Here is a 20,773-nt window from a genome sequence, read left to right as displayed (position 1 = left end):
TCACCGGCCGCCGCCGGGGCTGCTGATAAGGTCGGGACACTGTGAGTTTCCGGGTTGCGGGCAAGCCTTCGCGGTGGTCGCGGCAGCGGCCGGCGATCGTCATCGCTGCTGCGCTGTCCCTGTTCGCCGCCGCGCTCGGATGCTCGGCCCTGCAGATCTCGGCGGACGCATCGGCACCGCCGTGCGTTTCCGTGTCGGTTTTCGACGCCGGCCCGGTGCATCACAAGGACGGCTCGGCGCTCGCGTGTCACTCCGACTTCGGGTCCACGCTGAACGATGACAAGGCGTTCAAGAGCGCCGGGCTGAAACGCGATCGGCCACCGACCTTTCCGCTGACCGTGCCACGATCGCTCTGGTCGACTCCGGCGGTGGCAGGCGGCGCCCGGTGGCAGCAGTGGGGCCACCCGAGCACCCGCGCCCCGGTGACTACCGTTGCGGGCCAAGGCCTTTTGACTCAACTCTGCGTCGCCCGCTGCTGATCGGCACGCGCCTGCTTGTTGTGCGCGGCCCATTTTCGCCTTCCTCCCCCAAGGAGCAACCCGTGTCTTTCAGTGACCCGACTCCGCATACTTTGCACACCCCCGCCGGCGCGGAGAAATAGCAATGGATTTCGGAACGCTACCGCCGGAAATCAACTCGAAACGAATGTATTTCGGCCCCGGCCCGGGGTCGTTGCTGGCCGCGGCCGCGGCCTGGGACAGGCTGGCCGACTCGCTGTCCGAGATGGCGACGAACGGCCGCGCGATGACCTCGGGGCTGGCGGACGGCTGGCGGGGCTCGGCGGCCACGGCTTACGGCGAATCCGCCGCGCCGTACCTGCGGTGGCTCGACGCCACCGCCGCGCAGGCTCAGCGCACGGCGGCGCAGGCCAGGGCCGCCGCCGAAGCGTACGAGTCCGCGTTCGCCGCGACCGTGCCACCGCAGGTGATCGCGGACAACCGCGCGCTGCGCCGCGCGCTGGCCGAGACCAATTTCTTGGGCCAGGCCAACCCGGCGATCGCGGCGGCCGAGGCCGACTACGAGAAGATGTGGGTCGCCGACGCCGCCGCCATGTATGCCTATGCCGACGCCGCGGCGGCCGCCTCGGCGATGCCGCAATTCGAGCCGCCACCGCCCGCCGCGCCAACCGGTGACGAACCGACGGCCGACGCGGAGGTCATATCGGCTGGTGCCCAACTGCTTTCGAGGGTGCCGCACGCCCTGAAACAGCTGTCCTGCGCGTCGCCGACGGGGTTCGACAGGGCCCTGCTGGCGATGTCGCCGGCGTTGGCGAGGCTCAGCTCGCTGAGGTTGGGGTTCGCCAGGGGCGCGAGCGTGCCCCTGGCCGTCGCCATAACGGGCGCGGCGAAGTCGGCCGCTCGCGGCACCGCGGTCAGCGCGGCCATCGGGCGCGGGAAGCCGATCGGCCGGCTGTCGGTTCCGCGGACCTGGGCGCCGGCGCCGCGGGCGAGCGCGTTCAGCACCGACTATCACAGCGCGGCCGCGGCCATCGGCCGCTGGGCCAGCGGTCAGGCCGGGCACGACGCGCCGTAGCCGTGCTGACCTGCGGCGATACGCCCGCCGGACTTTGATCGTTTTCACAGCTTTTTCCGGTTGCCGCCCAAGGGTCCTGTTGTAGGGTCCGCCCCTGTGGCATTTCGGGGCGCTGGTAGCACGCGACGACGGCGGTCGGCCGGCCTGGCCGGCCGAGATACCCTGGCCCGGTTCTGCGTCGCTCGTCGCTGACCTCTCCGCGGCACGCGCGTCCGTAACCCGTGCGTCTATGTCCTTCAGGGAGAGGTACCAATGAATTTCGCGACCCTACCGCCGGAAACCAATTCCGGGCGCATGTACTCGGGCCCCGGCGCACGATCGATGGTCGAGGCCGCCGCGACGTGGGACGGGCTGGCCGCCCGGCTGCGCGATGCGGCGACTGACTGCATGGCCGTCAGGCCGATCGCCCCGGCCGCGGCCGACCACGTCGCGTGGCTGAAAGCAACGAGCGCGCAGGCCCGACAGGCCGCCGCCCGGGCCAGGGCCGCCGCGAGCGCATACGATGCGGCGTTCGCCGCGACGGTGCCCCCGCCGGCGATCGAGGCCAACCGGACGCGGCTGCGCTCGCTCGCCTCGACCAACTGCCTGGCCCAGGCCGGCCCGGCGATCGCGGACACCGAGGCCGACTACGAGCGGATGTGGGCCCGGGACGCCGAGGCCATGCACGCCTACGCCCGCGCCGCGGCCGGCGCCACCGCGCTGACCCGGTTCGGCTCGCCGCCGGGTTCCGCCGGCCCGGCGAGGCCGGCGTCACGTGGCTGGGCATTGGCCTGCGCCCCGGACGTCATCTCGGCCGGCAACCGGGTGATGTCGGCGATTCCCGAAGCGCTGCAGGCGCTTTCGGTGTCGCCGCTGAGGTGCCTGGACGTTTCCCTGTCGGCGGCGAGGGCGGACCTGTCGAGACTCAGCTCGCTGTCGGCGCCGGCGGACGTCGCGATCGGCCGGCTGAATTCGCTCAACAAGGCGGCGGCGTTGGATCGCGCGGCGGCGCTGCGCGCCCTGATCCCGGGCCGCGGCGCGCCGGCGACCCGGGGCTTCGGTCGCGGCCGGTCGATCGGGGCGCTGTCCGTGCCGGCCGCCTGGGCGACCGCCGCGGCCGGCAGCGGGGCGTGCGAGCCGACGCGGTTGGTCAGGGGAACCGCCCCTAGAGAGGCGTGACGTAGGCCGAGCTGATGCCGCCGTCGACCAGGAACGTCGACGCGGTGATGAACGACGCGTCGTCGCTGGCCAAAAACGCCACGGCGGCGGCGATTTCGTCGGGCTCGGCGAAACGCCCGAGCGGCACGTGCACCAGCCGCCGCGCTGCACGCTCGGGATCCTTGGCGAAAAGCTCGGCCAGCAGCGGGGTCTTGACCGGCCCCGGGCACAGCGCGTTGACCCGGATGCCCTGGCGGGCGAACTGCACCCCCAGCTCCCGTGACATGGCCAGCACCCCGCCCTTGGACGCGGTGTAGGAGATCTGCGACGTCGCCGAGCCCAGCACCGCGACGAACGACGCGGTGTTGATGATCGAGCCCCGGCCCGCGGGCACCATGTGCCGCAGCGCCGCCCGGCAGCACAGGTACACCGATTTGAGGTTGACGTCCTGCACCCGCTGCCACGCCGGCAGCTCGGTGTTCTCGATCAGGTCGTCGTCCGGCGGTGAGATGCCGGCGTTGTTGAACGCGATGTCGACCGAGCCGTAGGCCTGTGCCGCGGTGTCGAACAGTGCGTTGACCGCGTCTTCGTCGGAAACATCAACGGCCACAAACAAACCCGAGACCTCGTCGGCGGCCGCGGCGCCGGCGTCGGGGTCGATGTCGCCGACGACGATCGTGGCGCCCTCGGCGCGCATCCGCCGCGCCGCGGCCAGGCCGATGCCGCCGCCACCGCCGGTGACCACCGCCACCCGGCCCGCCAGCCGTCGGGTCAGGTCCATCACGAGCCCTCCTCCCTGATCGCGATGAACACGTTCTTGGTCTCGGTGAAATGCAGCGGCGCGTCCGGGCCGAGCTCACGCCCCAGCCCGGACTGCTTGAAGCCGCCGAACGGGGTGTTGTAGCGCACCGAGGAGTGCGAGTTCACCGACAGGTTGCCCGATTCGACCGCCCGGGACACCCGCAGCGCGCGGGACAGGTCGTCGGTCCAGATCGATCCCGACAGGCCGTAGGCGGTGTCGTTGGCCAGCGTGATGGCGTCGTGCTCGTCGTCGAAGGCCTGCACGGTGACGACCGGGCCGAAGATCTCGTCGGTGACGGTACGGTCGGTGCGCGGTGGCGTGAGAACCGTTGGCGGAAACCAGAATCCGCGACCGGCGGGCGCGCTGCCGCGGAACGCGACGGGCGCGTCGTCGGGCACATACGAGGCCACCTTGTCGCGGTGCGCCGCCGACACCAGCGGGCCCATCTCGGTATCGCGGGACGCCGGGTCCCCGACCACCACGGCGCGCACCGCGGGCTCGAGCAGCTCCATGAACCTCTCGTAGACGCTGCGCTGCACCAGAATTCGGCTGCGGGCGCAGCAGTCCTGGCCGGCGTTGTCGAACACCCCGGCCGGCGCGGTCGCCGCGGCGCGCTCCAGGTCGCAGTCGGCGAAGACGATGTTCGCGCTCTTGCCGCCGAGCTCCAGCGTCACCCGCTTGACGTGGGCGGCGGCCGCGGCCATCACCTTCTTGCCGACGACGGTGGACCCGGTGAACACGATCTTGCGGATGCCGGGATGGGTGAGGAATCGCTCGCCGACCACCGCGCCCCTGCCCGGGAGCACCTGCAGCAGGTCCGCGTCCAACCCGGCCTCGACGGCCAGCTCACCCAGCCGGATCGTGCTCAGCGGCGTCAGCTCCGCCGGCTTGACCAGCACGGCGTTGCCCGCCGCCAGCGCCGGCGCGATGCCCCACGACGCGATCATCATCGGGAAGTTCCACGGCGTGATCACCGCGACCACGCCCAGCGGTTCGTTGAACGTGACGTCGAGCCCGCCGGCCACGGGAATCTGCTTGCCGGACAACCGTTCCGGGGCGGCGGCGTAGAACGTCAACACGTCGCGGACGTGGGCGGCCTCGGCCTCGGCCGACGCGACGGGGTGACCCGCGTTGGCGACCTCGAGGGCGGCCAGCTCGCCGGCGTGGGCGTCGACGGCGGCGGCGAACGCGCGCAGCCCGGCCGCCCGCTCCGCCGGGGCCAGCCGCGCCCAGCGCCGCTGGGCCGCCCGCGCGCGGCCCACCGCGTCGTCGACCGCGGCGGCGTCGGCCAGGTCGACCGAGCGCAGCACCTCCTCGGTGGCGGGATTGATCAGTCGCGCCGCGCTCATCGGCCGTCCGCGTACGACCGCGCGGCGTCCACCACCGCCCGGAACAGGCGCAGGTCGTGCAGGGTCTGTTCGGGGTGCCACTGCACCGCGAGCACGAAGGAATCCCCGGGCAGCTCCAGCCCCTCGACCACGCCGTCGGCGTCCCACGCGCTGACCACCAGGCCGTCGCCGACCTTGTCGATGGCCTGATGGTGATAGCACGACGCGGCGGCGGACTCGCCCAGCAGCGCGGCCAGCCGTGTGCCCGGCACCGTGCGCACCGGCAGCGTGGTGAACACGGCGTCGCCGGCCCGGTGCCCGGAATGGCCGAGCACGTCGGGCAGGTGCTGGTGCAGGGTCCCGCCGAACGCGACGTTGAGCACCTGCGCGCCGCGGCAGATGCCCAGCACCGGCAGCCCCCGGTCCAGCGCACCGCGCAGCAGCGCGAGCTCCCACGCGTCGCGTGCGGTGCGGGGCTCGTCGGTGCTCGGGTGCGGCGGCTGGCCGTAGGCGGCGGGGTCGAGGTCGTAGCCGCCGGTGATCACCAAACCGTCCAGGCTGTCCAGCGCCGCCCCGACGGCGTCGGTCGGCTGCGGCGGCAACAGCACCGCGACACCGCCGGCCTCGATGACGCCGTCGGAGTAGTCCGCGGGCAGGTAGCCCGCGCGGACGTCCCAGATCCCGGTCCGTACCTGCTCCAGATAAGTCGTCAGGCCGATCACCGGCGCGCTAGAGCCGCTCAAACCCCCGTACCCTCTCCCAGTCGGTGACCGCCGCGTTGAAGGCCGCCAGCTCCACGCGGGCGTTGTTCAGGTAATGCGCGACCACCTCGTCGCCGAAAGCGTCGCGGGCGAACGCCGATGCCTCGAACAACGCGGCGGCCTCCCCCAGCGTGGCGGGCAGCCGCGGCAGGCCCGTCTCCGCGTAGGCGTTGCCGGTGCTCGGCTCGGGTGGTTGCAGGCCCCGCTCGACACCGTACAGCCCACCCGCGATCAGCGCCGCCACCGCGAGGTACTGGTTGACGTCGCCGCCCGCGACCCGGCACTCGACCCGGATGTGGCGGCCGCGGCCGACGACCCGCAGCGCGCAGGTTCGGTTGTCCAGCCCCCAGGCCAGCGCCGTGGGCGCGAAGCTACCGTCGGCAAATCGCTTGTAGGAGTTGATGTTCGGCGCGAAGAACAGGGTGAGCTCGCGCAGCGTGGCCAGCTGGCCGGCGAGGAAGCCGCGAAACGTCGACGACATGCCGTGCGCGCCGGCGTCGTCGGCGAACGCCGCGGAGCCATCCAAGCCGCGCAGCGACAGGTGGATGTGGCAGCTATTGCCTTCGCGCTCATCGTATTTCGCCATGAACGTCAGGCTCTTGGAATGCTGGTCGGCGATCTCCTTGGCGCCGTTCTTGTAGACGGCGTGGTTGTCGCAGCTCACCAGCGCGTCGTCGTAGCGGAAGCCGATCTCCTGCTGTCCCCTGTTGCATTCGCCCTTGACGGCCTCGAACCGCAGGCCCGCCCCCTGCATGCCCAACCGGATGTCGCGCAGCAGCGGCTCCATCCGCGACGACGCCGAGATGGCGTAGTCGATGTTGTAATCGCTGGCCGGGGTCAGCCCCCGGTAGCCGCCGGCCCAGGCCTGCCGATACGACTGGTCGAACACGATGAACTCCAGCTCGGTCGCGACGTCGGCGGCCAGGCCACGCTCGGCCAGCCGGTCCAGCTGCCGGCGCAGCACGGCGCGCGGCGAGGCGGCCACCGCGCTGCCGTCGGCCCGGCACAGGTCGGCGATCACCAGCGCCGTGCCGGGCAGCCAGGGAACCAGCCGCAGCGTGGCCAGGTCCGGCCTCATCACCATGTCGCCGTAGCCGGTGTCCCAGCTCGACATCGCGTAACCGGGCACGGTGTTCATCTCGACGTCGACGGCGAGCAGGTAGCTGCAGCATTCGGCGCCGTGGGCGGCCACCTCGTCGACGAAGAGCCGGGCCGAGATCCGCTTGCCGACCAGCCGGCCCTGCATGTCGGTGAACGCCACGATGACGGTGTCCACCTCGTCGACCCCGACCAGCTGGTCCAGCGCGGCCAAGGACAACATCACCGAATCCGGACCGGCTACCAGGTGCTGGCGCGCAACACGATCTCGGCGGCCAGCTGCGCGGTCGACTCCTGCGCGTTGCGCCGCCCGAGGAGGTCCACGGTGCGGTATTCGGCGTAGACGAACCGCTGGCTGTTGCGGGCCACCGTCCGCCCGCCCGGGGAGCTGACCAGCACGGTGGTGCCGATCTCCACCGGCGGGCAGTGCTCGTCGCGAACCACCCCGCTCGGGTCGGCCACCGCCGGATGCCCGCGGTCGATGACCACCAGGCCGGTGAACCGGCCCAGCTTGGTGGCCGCCAGTTCCCAGGCGAGGTCGGCGCCGGCGCGGTCGCCGACCACCACGGCCCACCCGATGCCCAGCGCGTCGAGGATGCCGATCACCGACTTGGGCGTCAACCGCGGATCGAGGCCGATGACGACGGTGCGCAGCGAGGCGGTGTGCAGGCGCTCGCACACGGCGTCATAGGCGGCCGGCGTCCGCTGCGCGTCGCCGAGTATGACGACGACGACGCCCTTCTCCGGACCGGCTACGCCAACTGGAACGGGGAACCCGTCGAGTGTGGTCATCATCGAGGGCACCCCCGCACGCTACCGCCAACCGGCCGGTCCGCGCGAGGCGTGCGCTACGGCCGCAGCGCGGTCGCGATGCGCGGTCGCGGCGGCGGGGGGCCGTCGAGCAGGCCGAGGACCGCGTCGACGTCGAGGTGGGACGCGAGCAGCTCGGCGATCAGGTCCAGCTGGGCGTCGCGTCGCGCCCCGACGTCGGTGTCGTCGGCGACCAGGAATCCGCCGCGGCCCGCCGCGTCGGCGGCGCGGGTGAGCCAGGCGCGCCGGAAGCCGTCGTTGTCCAGCAGGCCGTGCCAGTGCGTGCCGAACACCGCGCCGCGCGCGACGCCGTGTGCCTGCCCGTCGACGCCGAACCAGGCCGTCTCGTCGCACCGGACGAGCCGCCCGTGATGGATCTCGTACCCTGCGAGCGGCCGCCGCCAGCGGCGCAGGGTCTTGGCCTCCTCGAACGCGATGTCGGCGTCCAGCAGCCCCAGCCCGGCAACCTCCCCGGCCCCGGATTCGACCGTGTCCTCGATGCGCTTGCACAGCATCTGCATTCCGCCGCAAATGCCCAAGACCGGTTTGCCGGCGCGGGCGTGCCCGACGATCGCGGTGGCCAGGCCGCGATCGCGCAGCCAGGCCAGGTCGGCGACGGTGGCCTTGCTGCCGGGCAGCACGATCAGGTCGGTGTCGGCCAGGTCGGCGGGGTCGGCGATCCAGCGCACCAGCACGCCCGGCTCGCAGGCCAGCGCCTCGACGTCGGTGGAGTTGGAGATCCGGGGCAGCCGGACCGCGGCCACCCGCAGCCACTGGTCGCCGCGCGGCGGCGCCGGAGTGCCGACGACGCGGTGCGCCACCACCGACAGCGAGTCCTCGGCGTCCAGCCACAGCTCGTCGGTGTGGGGCAGCACCCCGTAGCTGGGACGGCCGGTGAGGTCGGTCAGTTGCCGCAGCCCGGGTTCCAGCAGCCCGGGGTCGCCGCGGAACTTGTTCACGATGAAGCCCGCGATCAGCGCCTGATCGTCGGGCTCGAGCACGGCGACCGTCCCGAACAGGTGCGCCAGCAGCCCGCCGCGGTCGATGTCGCCGACCAGGATCACCGGCAGGCCCGCGGCCCTGGCCAGACCCATGTTGGCCAAATCCGTTGCCCGCAGGTTGATTTCGGCCGGGGAACCGGCTCCCTCACAGATCACCGCGTCGAATTCGTCGCGCAGGCATGATAATTCGTCGGCGACGACGCCGGCGAGCCGGTCGCGATGCCGCATGTACCCGGCCGCGCTCACCGAGTCGGCCACGCGCCCCTTGATGACCAGCTGGGAGGTGCGGTCGCCGCCCGGCTTGAGCAGGATCGGGTTGAACCGCACGCTGGGCTCGAGCCCCGCCGCCCGCGCCTGCAACGCCTGCGCCCGGCCGATCTCGCCGCCCTCGGCGGTGACCACCGAGTTGTTGGACATGTTCTGCGCCTTGAACGGAGCGACCTTCACGCCGCGTCTCGCCAGCAGCCGGCACAGGCCCGCGACCACCACCGACTTCCCGGCGTCGGAGCTGGTGCCCGCGACGAGCAGCGCCCCGCTCAACGGTTCACGGCTTGCTATACCGACGTCAGGATCTCGGCGCCGGTGTCGGTGACCAGCAGGGTGTGCTCGAACTGCGCGGTCCACTTGCGGTCCTTGGTGACCACGGTCCAGCCGTCGTCCCAGATCTCGTAGTCCAGGCCGCCGAGGTTGATCATCGGCTCGATGGTGAACGTCATCCCGGGCTGCATGATCGTCGTGACCGAGGGCTGGTCGTAGTGCAGCACGACCAGGCCGTTGTGAAACGTGGTGCCGATGCCGTGCCCGGTGAAGTCGCGAACCACGTTGTACCCGAACCGATTTGCATACGATTCGATGACGCGGCCGATGACCGACAGCGCGCGCCCGGGTTTGACGGCGTTGATGGCGCGCATCGTGGCCTCTTTGGTCCGCTCGACGAGCAGCCGATGCTCCTCGGAGACGTCGCCGGCCAGAAAGGTCGCGTTGGTGTCGCCGTGCACGCCGTCGATGTAGGCGGTGACATCGATGTTGACGATGTCGCCGTCGGCGATCACCGTCGAGTCCGGGATTCCGTGGCAGATGACCTCGTTGAGCGACGTGCAGCACGACTTCGGGAATCCCTTGTATCCCAGGGTGGATGGGTAGGCGCCGTGGTCGACCATGTATTCGTGCGCGATCCGGTCCAGCTCGTCGGTGGTCACCCCGGGCGCAACCGCCTTGCCCGCCTCGGCGAGCGCGCCCGCCGCGATCCGGCCGGCGACGCGCATCTTCTCGATCACCTCGGGCGTCTGGACCCAGGGCTCGCTGCCCTCCCTGGCGGTCGCCTTGCCGACGTATTCCGGGCGCGGGATGTGGTTGGGCACCGGAAGCGTCGGCGACAGCACTCCGGGGGAAAGCGCGGTGCGAGCGGGCATGCCGCCAGCTTACGGGCTGGCCTGGGCAGCCCTGGAACAGATTGGGCGCAGACTCAACGCCGGGAGAAGAGCGCGCGGCGCGGCCCGCGGATAATCACCGACCCGCACGTCACCCGGCCGGTCAGCACCACGTGCGGCGTCCCCTCGGCCGGCGCGTCCCTGCGGCGGTCGCTGGCGCTGCCGACGTAGACCTCGACGTCGTCGATCGACGCGCTGGCGCCCTCGGGCAGCCGCAGGTCCAGCGAGCCGAACTTCATGTCGAGCTCGATGACCACCACCGGCCCGGCGAACCGCGCCCGGGTGAGATCGAGGTCGATCGATCCCAGCCGCCGGATCAGCGCCAGGCGGGTGGGCACGGTCCACTCGCCGTGGCGCTTCAGGGACCCGGCCCAGCCGCGCAGCTGGACCCGGTCGGCCGCGGAGGTGACGATGGCGCCCGGCCCGGGCAGATCGCCGACGAGCTCGTCCAACTCGCGTCGGGTGCGCGCATAGGACACCAGCGACGAGCGCTGCTCGAACTCGCCGATGTCTATCAGTCCGAGCGCGACGGCGTTGTGCAGCCGCCGCATCGTGCCGTTGCGGTCGGCGTCGGAAACGCGCAACATCACCGTGTCTCCGCCGGCATCGGTCATGCTCGCAAATTTACCGCTGCCGCGGACGCGCGAGAGGCTCAGGCCAGGAAGTCCCGCGGCAGCGACTCGAACATGACCTTGGTCATCCGGACCGCGTATTCCGAGCTGCCGCCCCCGACGATCAGCGCCGCGAACGCCAGATCGCCGCGATACCCGGCGAACCACGAGTGCGATCCGCCCGGGAACTCGGCCTCACCGGTCTTCCCGTACACCTCGCCGCAACAGCCCGCGATCTCCTTGGCGGTCCCGTTGGTCACCACCAGCCGCATCATCGGCCGCAGCGCGTCGACCATCTTCGGGCTGATCGGCGTGCTGTCGCCGTCGACCGTCGTCGGCCGCCCGGCGATCAGCTGCGGCACCGGCGTCCTGCCGGCCGCGACCGTGGCGGCCACCAGCGCCATGCCGAACGGGCTGGCCAGCACCTTGCCCTGGCCGAACCCGTCCTCGGTGCGCTCGGCGAGGTCCACCGTCGGGGGCACCGACCCGGTGACGGTGGTGATGCCGTCCACCTGGTAGTCGAGCCCGATCCCGTAGCGGGTGGCCGCCTGCGTCAGGCCGCGGGGCGGCATCCTGCTGCTCAGCTCGGCGAACGTGGTGTTGCAGGAGCTGGCGAACGCCCGCGACATCGGCACCACGCCGAGGTCGAAGCCGCCGTAGTTGGGGATGGTGCGGTGCCCGATGTCGATGCGGCCCGGGCAGCCCAGCATCGTGTTCGGGGTGGCCATGTCGCGGTCGATGGCCGCGCCGGCGGTGACCATCTTGAAGGTCGACCCGGGCGGGAACAGGCCGTTGGTGGCGATCAGGCCGTCGGCGTCGGCGGCGCCGTTCTGCGCGATCGCGAGGATCTCCCCCGTCGACGGCTTGATCACGACGATCATCGCCTTGCCGCCGCGGGTGTCGACCGCGTGCTGCGCGGCGTTCTGCACCGCCCGGTCCAGGGTGATCGACACCGACGGCGCCGGCGAGCCCTCGACCTCGTGCAGCACGGCGACGTCGACCCCGTTCTGGTTGACGCTGACCACCCGCCAGCCCGCCTGCCCGTTGAGCTGGTCGATGACGGCCTTCTTCACCTGGCTGACGACGGCCGGCGCGAAATGCGGGTCGGTGGGCAGCATGTCGGCCAGGGGCGTGATCACGATGCCGGGCAGCCTGCCGATCAGCGGGAAGATCTTGTCGTTGTCGGCGGGCTGCAGCGTCACCAGGTCGACGGGCTGGGTCGCCGAGCTGGCCTGCTCGGCCAGCAACTGCGGGTCGGTCAGCGAATTGTTCAGGGGCCGCAGCACGTCGACGACCGCGTGGGCCGTCCCGATCAGCCCGGGCCCGGCCTGGGTCGCGTCCAGGGTGTAGTGGTACAGGTAGCCGGGCGCCAGCACGTCGCTGCCCCCGAGCTCGTTGACCGAGGCGCGCCGCGGCGCGTCGGCCCGCAGCGCGAACGTCTGGTGCTCGCCGAGCTTGGGGTGCAGCCCGTTGGCGGCCCAGCGGACCTCCCAGCGGCCCTCGTCGCGGGCCATCTTCAGCTGGCCGTCATACGTCCAGGTCCGGTTCTTGGGCAGGTGCCAGCTGAACCGGTAGTCCACCGTGCCGGTGTCCTCGGCGTACTTGGCGGACAGAACCTGCGCGTCCAGATGGGTGGCCTGCAGCCCCGCCCAGGCCGCGTTGAGCGCCTCGCGGGCCTCGTTGGGGTTGTCGCTGAGCTGGGCGGCCGTCGCGGTGTCCCCGATGGCCAGCGCGCGGAAGAACCGCTCGGCGGCCGGGCCGGGCCCGTCGGGCCGGGGGGTGCATGCCTGCGCCGACGCGACGATGATCACGACGGCGGCCAGCCCGGCCAGCCGTGATACGTATGTGGTTAGAGTTGCCATTGAGGCTGATGTTAGGCACGTTGGCCGCGACACGGCCGTAGGCACACCGAAACCCAACCGTTATCGCGCGAGGGCCCTCAGTCGAGCAGAACAGTCGCGAAGGTGCCGACCTCGGCGAAGCCGACCCGGGCGTAGGCGGCGCGGGCGATGGTATTGAAGTGGTTCACGTAGAGGCTGGCGATGCGCCCGCCCCCGACGATCACCGCGGCCACCATCGCGGTGCCGGCGGTCCCGATGCCCAGGCCGCGCCATTCGGGGTGCACCCAGACGCCCTGGATCTGGCCGACGGCCGGCGATTGCGATCCCACCTCGGCCTTGAAGACGACCTGGCCCTGCTCGAACCGGGCCCAGGCGCGCCCGGCCGCGATCAGGCTGGCCACCCGGCGGCGATAGCCGCGGCCGCCATCACCGAGCCGGGGGTCGACGCCGACCTCGCCGATGAACATGTCGACGGCGGCCACCAGGTAGGCGTCCAGCTCCTCCGGGCGGACCTGACGCACCTCGGTGTCGATCTCGCAGTCGGGGTGCGTCGCCAGCGCCATCAACGGCTGGTCGTCGCGCACGTCGCGCGCGGGCCCCCACGCCGATTCGAGCCGCTCCCACACGGGCATCACCAGGCCGGCCCTGCCGACCAGCGACGAGCAGCGCCGCGTCCCGCTCATCGCCTCGTCGGCGAACGCGGCCAGGTCGGCCGGCGCGCCGCGCAGCGGGATCAGGTTGGCCCCGGCGAAGCACAGCGACTCCTCCACGCCGCGGCGGGTCCACAGCTCGCCGCCGATCGAGCCGGGGTCGATGCCGTGGTCGGCGACCCGCGCCGCGACCATGCACGAGCCGACCGGATCTTCGTCGAGGACCCGCCACACCGCGGCGGCGTCACGCACCACGGACACCCGCCGGTCGCCGATGAGGCGAAAGATGGGCGGAGCCGACATCTGGCGAACTCTCTGTGGTGCGAACCGAAGGCCGGTCGAGGCCTATATCAGCTTACGGTCACAATAGGCGAACCGCTCGGTGTTGTGCCCGCATCGCGGCCGGTTTCCTGTTCGGCGGCGAGCCGCATCGCCTCCTCGATCAGCGTCTCGACGATCTGGGATTCGGGCACGGTCTTGATCACCTCGCCGCGAACGAAGATCTGGCCCTTGCCATTTCCCGACGCGACGCCCAGGTCGGCCTCGCGGGCCTCGCCCGGACCGTTGACGACGCAGCCCATCACGGCGACCCGCAGCGGCACGTCGAGCCCGTCGAGCCCGGCGGTGACCTCGTTGGCCAGGGTGTAGACGTCGACCTGCGCGCGACCGCACGACGGGCACGACACGATCTCCAGCGAACGCGGCCGCAGGTTCAGCGACTCGAGGATCTGGTTGCCGACCTTGACCTCCTCCACCGGCGGCGCCGACAGCGACACCCGGATGGTGTCGCCGATGCCCCGCGACAGCAGCGCGCCGAACGCGACCGCGGACTTGATGGTGCCCTGGAAGGCGGGGCCGGCCTCGGTGACGCCGAGGTGCAGCGGGTAGTCGCACCGCGCGGCCAGCTGCTCGTAGGCGGCGACCATCACGACGGGATCGTTGTGCTTGACGCTGATCTTGATGTCGCCGAAGCCGTGCTCCTCGAACAGCGAGGCCTCCCACAGCGCGGACTCGACCAGCGCCTCGGGCGTCGCCTTGCCGTACTTCTCCATGAACCGCTTGTCCAGCGAGCCCGCGTTGACGCCGATGCGGATCGGGATGCCCGCCGCGCCGGCCGCCTTGGCGACCTCGCCGACCCGGCCGTCGAATTCCTTGATGTTGCCCGGGTTCACCCGCACCGCGGCGCAGCCGGCGTCGATCGCCGCGAAGATGTACTTCGGCTGGAAGTGGATGTCGGCGATCACCGGGATCTGGCTGTGGCGGGCGATCTCGGCCAGCGCGTCGGCGTCCTCCTGACGCGGGCAGGCCACCCGGACGATGTCGCAACCGGACGCGGTCAGCTCGGCGATCTGCTGCAGCGTCGAATTGACGTCGTGCGTCTTGGTCGTGGTCATCGACTGCACGGCGATCGGGTAGTCGCTGCCGACCCCGACGTCGCCGACCATCAGCTGGCGGGTCTTGCGCCGGGGGGCGAGCGTGGGTGCCGGGGCGTCCGGCATGCCCAGGCCTATGGTCACTTTCGCTCTCTTTCTACTGGAAGATCCGGATCGGGTTGACCACGTCGGCGGTCACGGTCAGCAGCATGTAGCCGACCACGAACACCAGCACCACGTACGTCGCGGGCATCAGCTTGAGGTAGTTCACCGGCGCGGCCGCGACCATGCCGCGGGCGGCCCGGATCGAGTTGCGGATCTTTTCGAACACCGCGACCGCGATGTGGCCGCCGTCGAAGGGCAGCAGCGGCACCAGGTTGATCGCGCCCAGGATGAGGTTCAGCTGGGCCAGGAAGAACCAGAACGCCACCCACAGCCCGTGGTCGACGGTGTCGCCGCCGACGATGCTGGCCCCCACGACGCTCATCGGCGTTTGCGGGTCGCGCTGTCCGCCGCCGATGGCGTGCACCAGCGCGCCCACCTTCGTCGGTATCGCTGCCAGCGCCTTGCCCACCTCGACGGTCAGGTCACCGGCGAAGGTGAAGGTGGCCGGTATCGCGGCGAGCACGCCGTAGCGCGTGGGGGCGGCTTTGACGGCGCCCACCCCGATCGCGCCCACATTCGAGGCCTGGGGCTGACCGCCCTGCCCGGCGGCGCCGTTGGGCAGGAAGCGCTGGGTGCGCGTGACGTCGACGTAGGTGGTGATCGTGGCGCCGTCACGCTCGACGACGACCGGAACGACGCCCTGCGCCTTGCGCACCGCCGCGGCCATGTCCTCGAAGGTGGAGACCGGGGTGTCCCCGACCTTGACGACGACGTCGCCGGCGCGGATCCCGGCCAGCGCCGCCGGCCCCGGCCCCGTGCAGCCGCCAATCTTGCCCGGCGCGGTTTCCGGTGCGACGCAAGCGGTTTCGCCGACGACGGCCCGGGTGTCCGGGTGCAGGTTGGGCAGCCCCCAGGCCAGCGCGATGCCGTAGATCAGCACCAGGCAGATGACGAAGTTCATGCCGGGGCCGGCGAACAGCACCGCGACCCGCTTCCACGTCGCCTGCTTGTACATGGCGCGGTCGCGCTCGTCGGGTGAAAGGTCCTCGACCGGGGTCATGCCGGCGATGTCGCAGAAGCCGCCCAGCGGCGCGGCCTTGACGCCGTACTCGGTCTCGCCGCGCCGCGTCGACCACAGCGTGGGGCCGAAGCCGACGAAAAAGCGGCGCACCTTCATGCCGGTGGCGCGGGCGACCCACATGTGGCCGCATTCGTGCAGCGCCACCGAGATCAGGATGGCGAGCGCGAACAGCACGATGCCGATTGCGAACATCATTCTCTTCAGACTCCCGCGGGACTGGCAGTTGTGATGGCGCGCTGCGCTCGCTCCCGTGCCCAGCGCTGCGCGTCCAGTACGTCATCCACGGTAGCGGGTGGAACGGCCCACTGGTCTGCGGCGTGCAGCACATCGGCGATGGTTTTCACGATCGCGGGGAAGCCGATCCGCCCGTCGAGGAACGCTGCCGCCGCCTCCTCGTTGGCCGCGTTGTAGACGGCGGTCATGCAGCCCCCGGCCCGGCCGGCCTGCCGGGCCAGTTCGACGGCCGGGAAGACGTCGGCGTCCAGGGGCTCGAATTCCCAGGTCGAGGCGGTGGTGAAGTCGCAGGCGGGGGCGGCCCCGGCCACCCGCCGCGGCCAGCCCAGCGCCAGCGAGATGGGCAGCTTCATGTCCGGGGGGCTGGCCTGGGCGATCGTGGAGCCGTCGACGAACGTGACCATCGAATGCACGATCGATTGCGGGTGCACCACGACCTCGATGCGGTCGTAGGGAATGCCGAACAACAGGTGGGTCTCGATCACTTCGAGCCCCTTGTTGACCAGCGACGCCGAGTTCAGCGTGTTCATCGGGCCCATCGACCAGGTCGGGTGGGCGCCGGCCTGCTCGGGGGTGACGCCCTCGAGGTCGGCGGCGGACCAGCCGCGAAACGGCCCGCCCGAGGCGGTCAGCACCAGCTTGGCGACCTCGTCGGGGTCGCCGCCGCGCAGGCACTGGGCCAGCGCGGAGTGCTCGGAGTCGACCGGCACGATCTGACCCGGCCGCGCCGCCCGCAGCACCAGCGGACCGCCGGCGACCAGCGATTCCTTGTTGGCCAGCGCCAGCCGGGCACCCGACGCGAGGGCCGCCAGCGTCGGCCGCAGGCCCAGCGCCCCGACCAGCGCGTTGAGCACGACGTCGGCCTCGGTCTCCTCGACCAGCCGGGTCACCGCCTCGGGTCCGCTGTAGGGGACGTCCCCCACCCGCTGTGCCGCGCGGTCGTCGGCGACGGCGATGTTGCCGACGCCGGTTTCGGCGCGCTGCCGCAGCAGCGTGTCCACGTTGGCGCCCCCGGCGGCCAGCCCGACCACCTGGAAACGGTCGGGGTTGGCGGCGATGACTTCCAGCGCCTGGGTGCCGATCGAGCCGGTGCTGCCCAACACGAGCACCCGCAGGCGCCCCCCGGCAGTCGCGTTAGTCACCCACTCATTGTGCCCCGCCCGCCCGCGCGGGGCGTATGCCAGAATCTCGGTACGAGCCGACAGGAAGGGAATCGTCGTGGCCAGTACCGAGGTGGAGCACTACAACGGCGTCGACCCCGCTGAGGTGCCGTCCGCGGCGTGGGGGTGGAGCCGGATCAACCACCGCACCTGGCACGTCGTCGGGGTATTGGCGCTGATACTCCTGGTCGCGATGCTGCGCGGCAACCACGTCGGCCATGTCGAGAACGTGTTCCTGATCGGGTTCGCCGCGCTGACGCTCTTCGTCCTGGTGCGCGACCTGTGGGGCCGCCACCGCGGCTGGATCAGGTAGCTCGCCCGGGCGTTTTCAGCGCCGCGCCCGCCGATACCAGGCCCCGGCGAGTGCGCCCGCGACCAGCACGAGCAACGCCGCGGCCCACGGCCATCCGCCGTGCCGGTGCACCCAGCCGGCCAGCGTGCCCTGCAGGCGTCCGGCCGCCGCGATCACCCCGTCGTGGGGGTTTGCCCCGCCGCCGAACAGGCGCAGCTCGTAGACCCCGTAGTAGGCCACATACAGGCCGACCGCCACCAGCAGCGCGCCGCCGATCCGGTTGACGAACGGCAGCACCCGCCGCAGCCGGTCGGCCAGCGCCGAGCCGCCCAGAGCGGCGGCGATGGCGAGCACGCCGACGACCGCCGTCAGGCCCGCGACGTAGGCCACGTAGACCGCGACGGCGGTGACGACGGACCCGCCCCGGAGGCCGGCGCCGGTGACCGCGAGGAACGGGCCGACGGTGCACGACAGCGAGGCGATCGCATAGCTGACGCCGTAGGCGTACATGCCCGCGATCCAGGAGCCCTGCCGCGCGTTCGGCGCCCACCGCGGGCCCACCGGCCGCAGCGCCAGCTCCCGGCCCGCCAGCAGCCAAACCCCAAGGGCGACAAGGACTCCGCCGATCGCGACGGTCACGTACGGCAGGTAGCGCTGCACGGCCGTGGCCGCCGATATGGTCAGCGCCCCGAACAGTCCGAACACCGTGACGAAGCCCAGCGCCATGCCGGCGGTGGCCGCCGCGGCGCGGCCGATCGGCGCCCACGCCGCGGCCGGCTGTGCACTCTGGCGCTGCCCGCGCACCACCAGAAGGAGGTACGCGGGCAGCATGGCAAACCCGCACGGGTTGAGCGCCGCCACCAGCCCGGCGGCGAAGGCCAGACCTATGAGGCCCTGGTTCACCGGGTCAGTGCGTCAGCGCGGCCACCCGGCCGGCCAACTCCTGCTGGGACATGGCCGAGGTCGGGTTGTTGACGAACGTCGAGCTGCCATCCGACCGGTAGAACACGTAGGCCGGCTGCCACGGCACGTTGTACCGGGCCCAGATCGAACCGTCGGCGTCGTTGAGGTTGGGGAAGTTCAGGTTGTACTTGGAGACGAAGCTCTGCATCTGGCCGACGTCGGAGTGCGCGGCGACGCCGACGAAGGCGACCCCGGGGTTGGCGGCCGCGACCTGGCTGACGCCGGGGGCTTCGGCGTTGCAGAACGGACACCACGGCGTCCAGAACCACAGCACCGCCGGCCTGCCCTGCAGGCTGGCGCCGTTGAACGGCGCGCCGCTGAGCGTGGTCGCGGTGAACTGCAGCCGATCGTCGGCGGCCTTCGCGCGCGGCGCCTCGGCCAGCCCGAATATCAGGGCGGCGGCGCACACCGCTGCGGCGAACAGTCTGAGCGGGGACAACAGGCGAATCATGGCATTCCTCATCTGCTGGGGGTTACGTCTTAAAGACGTGCCGGGCGCCGCGGCGGTTCAGGTGCGCGCTGCCAGCTGCCCGCAGGCGGCGCTGATCTCGCGACCCCGGGTGTCTCGGACGGTGCATGACACCCCCTTCGCTCGGATCCGCCGGACGAACTCCCGCTCCACCGGCTTGGGGCTGGCGTCCCAGTCGCTGCCCGGCGTCGGGTTGAGCGGGATCAGGTTGACGTGCACCAGTGGGCCGAGGGCACGATGCAGCCGCTTGCCGAGCAGGTCGGCCCGCCACGGTTGATCGTTGACGTCGCGGATCAGCGCGTACTCGACCGACAGCCGCCGACCGGTGGCCTCGGCGTAGTGCCGGGCGGCGTCGAGCGCCTCGCCGATCTTCCAGCGGTTGTTGACCGGGACGAGCGTGTCGCGCAGCTCGTCGTCGGGCGCGTGCAGCGACAGCGCCAGCGTCACCCCCAGCCCTTCGTCGGCGAGCTTGCGGATCGCCGGAACCAGGCCCACCGTCGACACCGTCACCGATCGGGCCGAGATGCCGAAACCGTGCGGCGGCGCGTCGACGATGCGCCGCACCGCGGCCAGCACCCGCGCGTAGTTGGCCAGCGGCTCGCCCATGCCCATGAAGACCACGTTCGACAGCCGATCGCCGCCGAAGTCGTCGCGCAGTGCGGCGGCACCGGCGCGCACCTGCTCGAGGATCTCCGCGGTGGACAGGTTGCGCGTCAGCCCGCCCTGGCCCGTCGCGCAGAACGGGCAGGCCATGCCGCAGCCGGCCTGCGAGGAGATGCACACCGTGTTGCGCTGCGGGTAGCGCATCAGGACCGACTCGACGGTGGCGCCATCGACGGCTCGCCACAACGTCTTTCGGGTCTGGCCGGCATCACAGGTCACCTCGGCGGCCGCGGTGAGCAGCCTCGGGAACATGGTCTCGGCGATCCGGTCGCGCACGGCCGCCGGGAGGTCGGTCATCTGCCGCGGGTCGGCGATGAACCGGCCGTAGTACTGGTGCGCGAGCTGCTTGGCGCGGAACGCCGGCAGGCCGAGCTCCGCGACGGCCGAGGCGCGGCCCGCTGCGTCGAGGTCGGCCAGGTGCCGCGGCGGCCTGCTCGGGCGCGGCTCGTCGAAAATCAGCTGTTGGACCATGACCCGTCCAGTATCGGCCACGTCAGCGAAGCAGCGTCAGCACCGTCCAGGTCGCGACGGCCGACGGGAGCACGCCGTCGAGGCGGTCCATCAGGCCACCGTGGCCGGGCAGCAGCCGGCCCATGTCCTTGATGCCGAGGTCGCGCTTGACCTGCGACTCGACCAGGTCGCCGAGCGTGCAGGTGAACACGAGCACGACGCCCAGCAGCGCGCCGATCCACCACGGTTTGTGGGCCAGCAGCGTCGCGATCAGGATCGCGGCCGTGATGCCGAAGACCATCGACCCGGCCAGCCCCTCCCAGGACTTCTTCGGGCTGATCGCCGGGACCATCGGATGCTTTCCGAACAGCACCCCCACCGCGTAGCCGCCCACATCGGACGCGACGACGGTGCCCATCAGGCAGAACACCCGTCCGGTGCCGTCGTGCGGGTAGCCCAGCAGCGCGGCGAACGAGGCGAACAGCGGGACCCAGGCGGCCAGGAAGACGGTGGCGGACGCGTCCCGCAGGTAGTTCGCCGACGGGGAACCGGCGAACGGCTCCGGCCGTTTGCTGTTGTCCTGCATGAACAGCCGCCACATCATGCAGACCACGACGGTGCCCCCGAAGCCGGCCATGGCGCCGGCGGCGTGGAAGGGCCAGGTCAGCCACACCGTGACCTGGCCGCCGACCAGCAGCGGGATGACGGGAATGACGTAGCCGGCCTCGCGCAGCCGCCGCACCACCTCGTGGCTGGCGACCAGGGCCGCGCCGGAGCAGAGCACCACCCAGTAGCGGTGCGCGAACACCGCCGTCACGACGACGAGTCCGCCGGTGAACAGCCCCACGACGATCGCGGCGCGCAGGTCGCGCCCGGCCCGGGACGCCTTCTTGGCGGGCTGCGCCGTGGTGTTCTCGGCCCGACGGGCTTGCTCATCGGGCGACGAGCCTGCGCCGGCGTAGTTCGCTGCCACGGACTTGG

At 71.7% G+C, this 20,773-nt stretch carries 21 protein-coding genes and 1 pseudogene; 5 read left to right on the top strand and 17 right to left on the bottom strand.

Going from position 1 to position 20,773, the window contains the following annotated elements:
- Positions 1-41: 41 nt before the first annotated feature.
- From AC5Y6X_RS07100 to AC5Y6X_RS07085, 4 genes and pseudogenes are all read left to right on the top strand, one after another.
- On the top strand, positions 42-479 hold the full coding sequence (locus AC5Y6X_RS07100) for a hypothetical protein (RefSeq protein WP_499985522.1): 438 nt from the start codon (positions 42-44) through the stop codon (positions 477-479).
- Positions 480-603: 124 nt separating this feature from the next.
- Positions 604-1,533 (top strand): PPE family protein, encoded by a 930-nt coding sequence (locus tag AC5Y6X_RS07095; protein WP_499985520.1) that lies wholly within the window; start codon positions 604-606, stop codon positions 1,531-1,533.
- A gap of 252 nt (positions 1,534-1,785) precedes the next feature.
- Positions 1,786-2,226, top strand: a pseudogene (locus AC5Y6X_RS07090) (PPE family protein); the annotation flags it as partial.
- Positions 2,227-2,340: 114 nt separating this feature from the next.
- Positions 2,341-2,691, top strand: coding sequence for a PPE family protein, SVP subgroup (locus AC5Y6X_RS07085; protein ID WP_499986464.1), 351 nt, complete (start codon positions 2,341-2,343; stop codon positions 2,689-2,691).
- Here AC5Y6X_RS07085 and AC5Y6X_RS07080 read toward each other — a convergent pair.
- The 13 genes from AC5Y6X_RS07080 to dxr all read right to left on the bottom strand — a co-directional run bounded on the left by AC5Y6X_RS07080 (position 2,678) and on the right by dxr (position 16,937).
- Complete coding sequence (locus AC5Y6X_RS07080; protein WP_499985518.1) at positions 2,678-3,454, bottom strand: 3-oxoacyl-ACP reductase; 777 nt, start codon at positions 3,452-3,454, stop codon at positions 2,678-2,680. The genes AC5Y6X_RS07085 and AC5Y6X_RS07080 overlap by 14 nt on opposite strands.
- On the bottom strand, positions 3,451-4,821 hold the full coding sequence (locus tag AC5Y6X_RS07075; protein ID WP_499985516.1) for an aldehyde dehydrogenase family protein: 1,371 nt from the start codon (positions 4,819-4,821) through the stop codon (positions 3,451-3,453). Before AC5Y6X_RS07075 ends, AC5Y6X_RS07080 begins: the two co-directional genes overlap by 4 nt.
- Positions 4,818-5,543: a gamma-glutamyl-gamma-aminobutyrate hydrolase family protein gene (locus AC5Y6X_RS07070; protein ID WP_499985515.1), complete on the bottom strand. Its 726-nt coding sequence runs from the start codon at positions 5,541-5,543 to the stop codon at positions 4,818-4,820. The genes AC5Y6X_RS07075 and AC5Y6X_RS07070 overlap by 4 nt, the downstream gene beginning before the upstream one ends.
- On the bottom strand, positions 5,530-6,882 hold the full coding sequence (locus AC5Y6X_RS07065; RefSeq protein ID WP_499985514.1) for a glutamine synthetase family protein: 1,353 nt from the start codon (positions 6,880-6,882) through the stop codon (positions 5,530-5,532). Before AC5Y6X_RS07065 ends, AC5Y6X_RS07070 begins: the two co-directional genes overlap by 14 nt.
- 17 nt (positions 6,883-6,899) lie before the next feature.
- On the bottom strand, positions 6,900-7,454 hold the full coding sequence (locus AC5Y6X_RS07060; protein WP_499985512.1) for an alpha/beta hydrolase: 555 nt from the start codon (positions 7,452-7,454) through the stop codon (positions 6,900-6,902).
- Between the two features lie 53 nt (positions 7,455-7,507).
- Positions 7,508-9,010 carry a cobyric acid synthase gene (locus AC5Y6X_RS07055; protein ID WP_499985511.1) on the bottom strand — a complete coding sequence of 501 codons (1,503 nt, stop codon included), beginning with the start codon at positions 9,008-9,010 and terminating at the stop codon, positions 7,508-7,510.
- 14 nt (positions 9,011-9,024) lie between these two features.
- A complete protein-coding gene (gene map / locus AC5Y6X_RS07050) occupies positions 9,025-9,882 on the bottom strand; it encodes a type I methionyl aminopeptidase (protein WP_499985510.1) in 858 nt (285 codons plus the stop codon).
- Positions 9,883-9,935: 53 nt separating this feature from the next.
- On the bottom strand, positions 9,936-10,514 hold the full coding sequence (locus AC5Y6X_RS07045) for a DUF1707 SHOCT-like domain-containing protein (RefSeq protein ID WP_324681534.1): 579 nt from the start codon (positions 10,512-10,514) through the stop codon (positions 9,936-9,938).
- A 38-nt stretch (positions 10,515-10,552) separates the two neighbouring features.
- A complete protein-coding gene (locus tag AC5Y6X_RS07040) occupies positions 10,553-12,373 on the bottom strand; it encodes a penicillin-binding transpeptidase domain-containing protein (RefSeq protein WP_499985508.1) in 1,821 nt (606 codons plus the stop codon).
- Between the two features lie 77 nt (positions 12,374-12,450).
- The gene (locus AC5Y6X_RS07035) at positions 12,451-13,305 is read right to left on the bottom strand and encodes a GNAT family N-acetyltransferase (RefSeq protein WP_499985506.1); all 855 of its coding nucleotides are present in this window, start codon (positions 13,303-13,305) and stop codon (positions 12,451-12,453) included.
- A gap of 47 nt (positions 13,306-13,352) precedes the next feature.
- A complete protein-coding gene (gene ispG / locus AC5Y6X_RS07030; protein ID WP_324681530.1) occupies positions 13,353-14,519 on the bottom strand; it encodes a flavodoxin-dependent (E)-4-hydroxy-3-methylbut-2-enyl-diphosphate synthase in 1,167 nt (388 codons plus the stop codon).
- Positions 14,520-14,532: 13 nt separating this feature from the next.
- Positions 14,533-15,756 carry a M50 family metallopeptidase gene (locus AC5Y6X_RS07025; protein WP_499985505.1) on the bottom strand — a complete coding sequence of 408 codons (1,224 nt, stop codon included), beginning with the start codon at positions 15,754-15,756 and terminating at the stop codon, positions 14,533-14,535.
- Positions 15,757-15,761: 5 nt separating this feature from the next.
- Entirely contained in the window at positions 15,762-16,937 is a 1,176-nt protein-coding gene (gene dxr / locus AC5Y6X_RS07020) for a 1-deoxy-D-xylulose-5-phosphate reductoisomerase (protein WP_324681527.1), read from the bottom strand.
- A 76-nt stretch (positions 16,938-17,013) separates the two neighbouring features.
- Here dxr and AC5Y6X_RS07015 point away from each other — a divergent pair, with 76 nt between their 5' ends.
- On the top strand, positions 17,014-17,268 hold the full coding sequence (locus AC5Y6X_RS07015) for a DUF2631 domain-containing protein (protein WP_324681526.1): 255 nt from the start codon (positions 17,014-17,016) through the stop codon (positions 17,266-17,268).
- Positions 17,269-17,283: 15 nt separating this feature from the next.
- Here the strand turns inward: AC5Y6X_RS07015 and AC5Y6X_RS07010 are convergent, their stop codons facing one another.
- The 4 genes from AC5Y6X_RS07010 to AC5Y6X_RS06995 are packed head-to-tail and all read right to left on the bottom strand — an operon-like array spanning position 17,284 to position 20,765.
- Complete coding sequence (locus AC5Y6X_RS07010) at positions 17,284-18,150, bottom strand: cytochrome c biogenesis CcdA family protein (RefSeq protein ID WP_499985504.1); 867 nt, start codon at positions 18,148-18,150, stop codon at positions 17,284-17,286.
- Between the two features lie 4 nt (positions 18,151-18,154).
- Entirely contained in the window at positions 18,155-18,673 is a 519-nt protein-coding gene (gene dsbE, locus AC5Y6X_RS07005) for a disulfide bond-forming protein DsbE (protein WP_420715984.1), read from the bottom strand.
- Positions 18,674-18,718: 45 nt separating this feature from the next.
- Entirely contained in the window at positions 18,719-19,813 is a 1,095-nt protein-coding gene (rlmN, locus tag AC5Y6X_RS07000) for a dual-specificity RNA methyltransferase RlmN (RefSeq protein ID WP_499985502.1), read from the bottom strand.
- A gap of 22 nt (positions 19,814-19,835) precedes the next feature.
- Complete coding sequence (locus tag AC5Y6X_RS06995; protein WP_420715983.1) at positions 19,836-20,765, bottom strand: phosphatidate cytidylyltransferase; 930 nt, start codon at positions 20,763-20,765, stop codon at positions 19,836-19,838.
- Positions 20,766-20,773: the final 8 nt, after the last annotated feature.

This window comes from Mycobacterium sp. NGS26, from assembly GCF_059813025.1.
Note: the sequence above shows the minus strand (reverse complement) of the source record. Positions and strands in the feature narration are given on the sequence as shown.

Excerpts from the sequence above, each read along its gene's own strand:
- AC5Y6X_RS07095 (WP_499985520.1), top strand. The coding sequence starts at position 604 with ATGGATTTCGGAACGCTACCGCCGGAAATCAACTCGAAACGAATGTAT.
- AC5Y6X_RS07085 (WP_499986464.1), top strand. The coding sequence starts at position 2,341 with ATGTCGGCGATTCCCGAAGCGCTGCAGGCGCTTTCGGTGTCGCCGCTG.
- AC5Y6X_RS07075 (WP_499985516.1), bottom strand. The coding sequence starts at position 4,821 with ATGAGCGCGGCGCGACTGATCAATCCCGCCACCGAGGAGGTGCTGCGC.
- AC5Y6X_RS07065 (WP_499985514.1), bottom strand. The coding sequence starts at position 6,882 with ATGTTGTCCTTGGCCGCGCTGGACCAGCTGGTCGGGGTCGACGAGGTG.
- AC5Y6X_RS07060 (WP_499985512.1), bottom strand. The coding sequence starts at position 7,454 with ATGATGACCACACTCGACGGGTTCCCCGTTCCAGTTGGCGTAGCCGGT.
- map (WP_499985510.1), bottom strand. The coding sequence starts at position 9,882 with ATGCCCGCTCGCACCGCGCTTTCCCCCGGAGTGCTGTCGCCGACGCTT.
- AC5Y6X_RS07045 (WP_324681534.1), bottom strand. The coding sequence starts at position 10,514 with ATGACCGATGCCGGCGGAGACACGGTGATGTTGCGCGTTTCCGACGCC.
- AC5Y6X_RS07040 (WP_499985508.1), bottom strand. The coding sequence starts at position 12,373 with ATGGCAACTCTAACCACATACGTATCACGGCTGGCCGGGCTGGCCGCC.
- AC5Y6X_RS07035 (WP_499985506.1), bottom strand. The coding sequence starts at position 13,305 with ATGTCGGCTCCGCCCATCTTTCGCCTCATCGGCGACCGGCGGGTGTCC.
- AC5Y6X_RS07025 (WP_499985505.1), bottom strand. The coding sequence starts at position 15,756 with ATGATGTTCGCAATCGGCATCGTGCTGTTCGCGCTCGCCATCCTGATC.
- dsbE (WP_420715984.1), bottom strand. The coding sequence starts at position 18,673 with ATGAGGAATGCCATGATTCGCCTGTTGTCCCCGCTCAGACTGTTCGCC.
- rlmN (WP_499985502.1), bottom strand. The coding sequence starts at position 19,813 with ATGGTCCAACAGCTGATTTTCGACGAGCCGCGCCCGAGCAGGCCGCCG.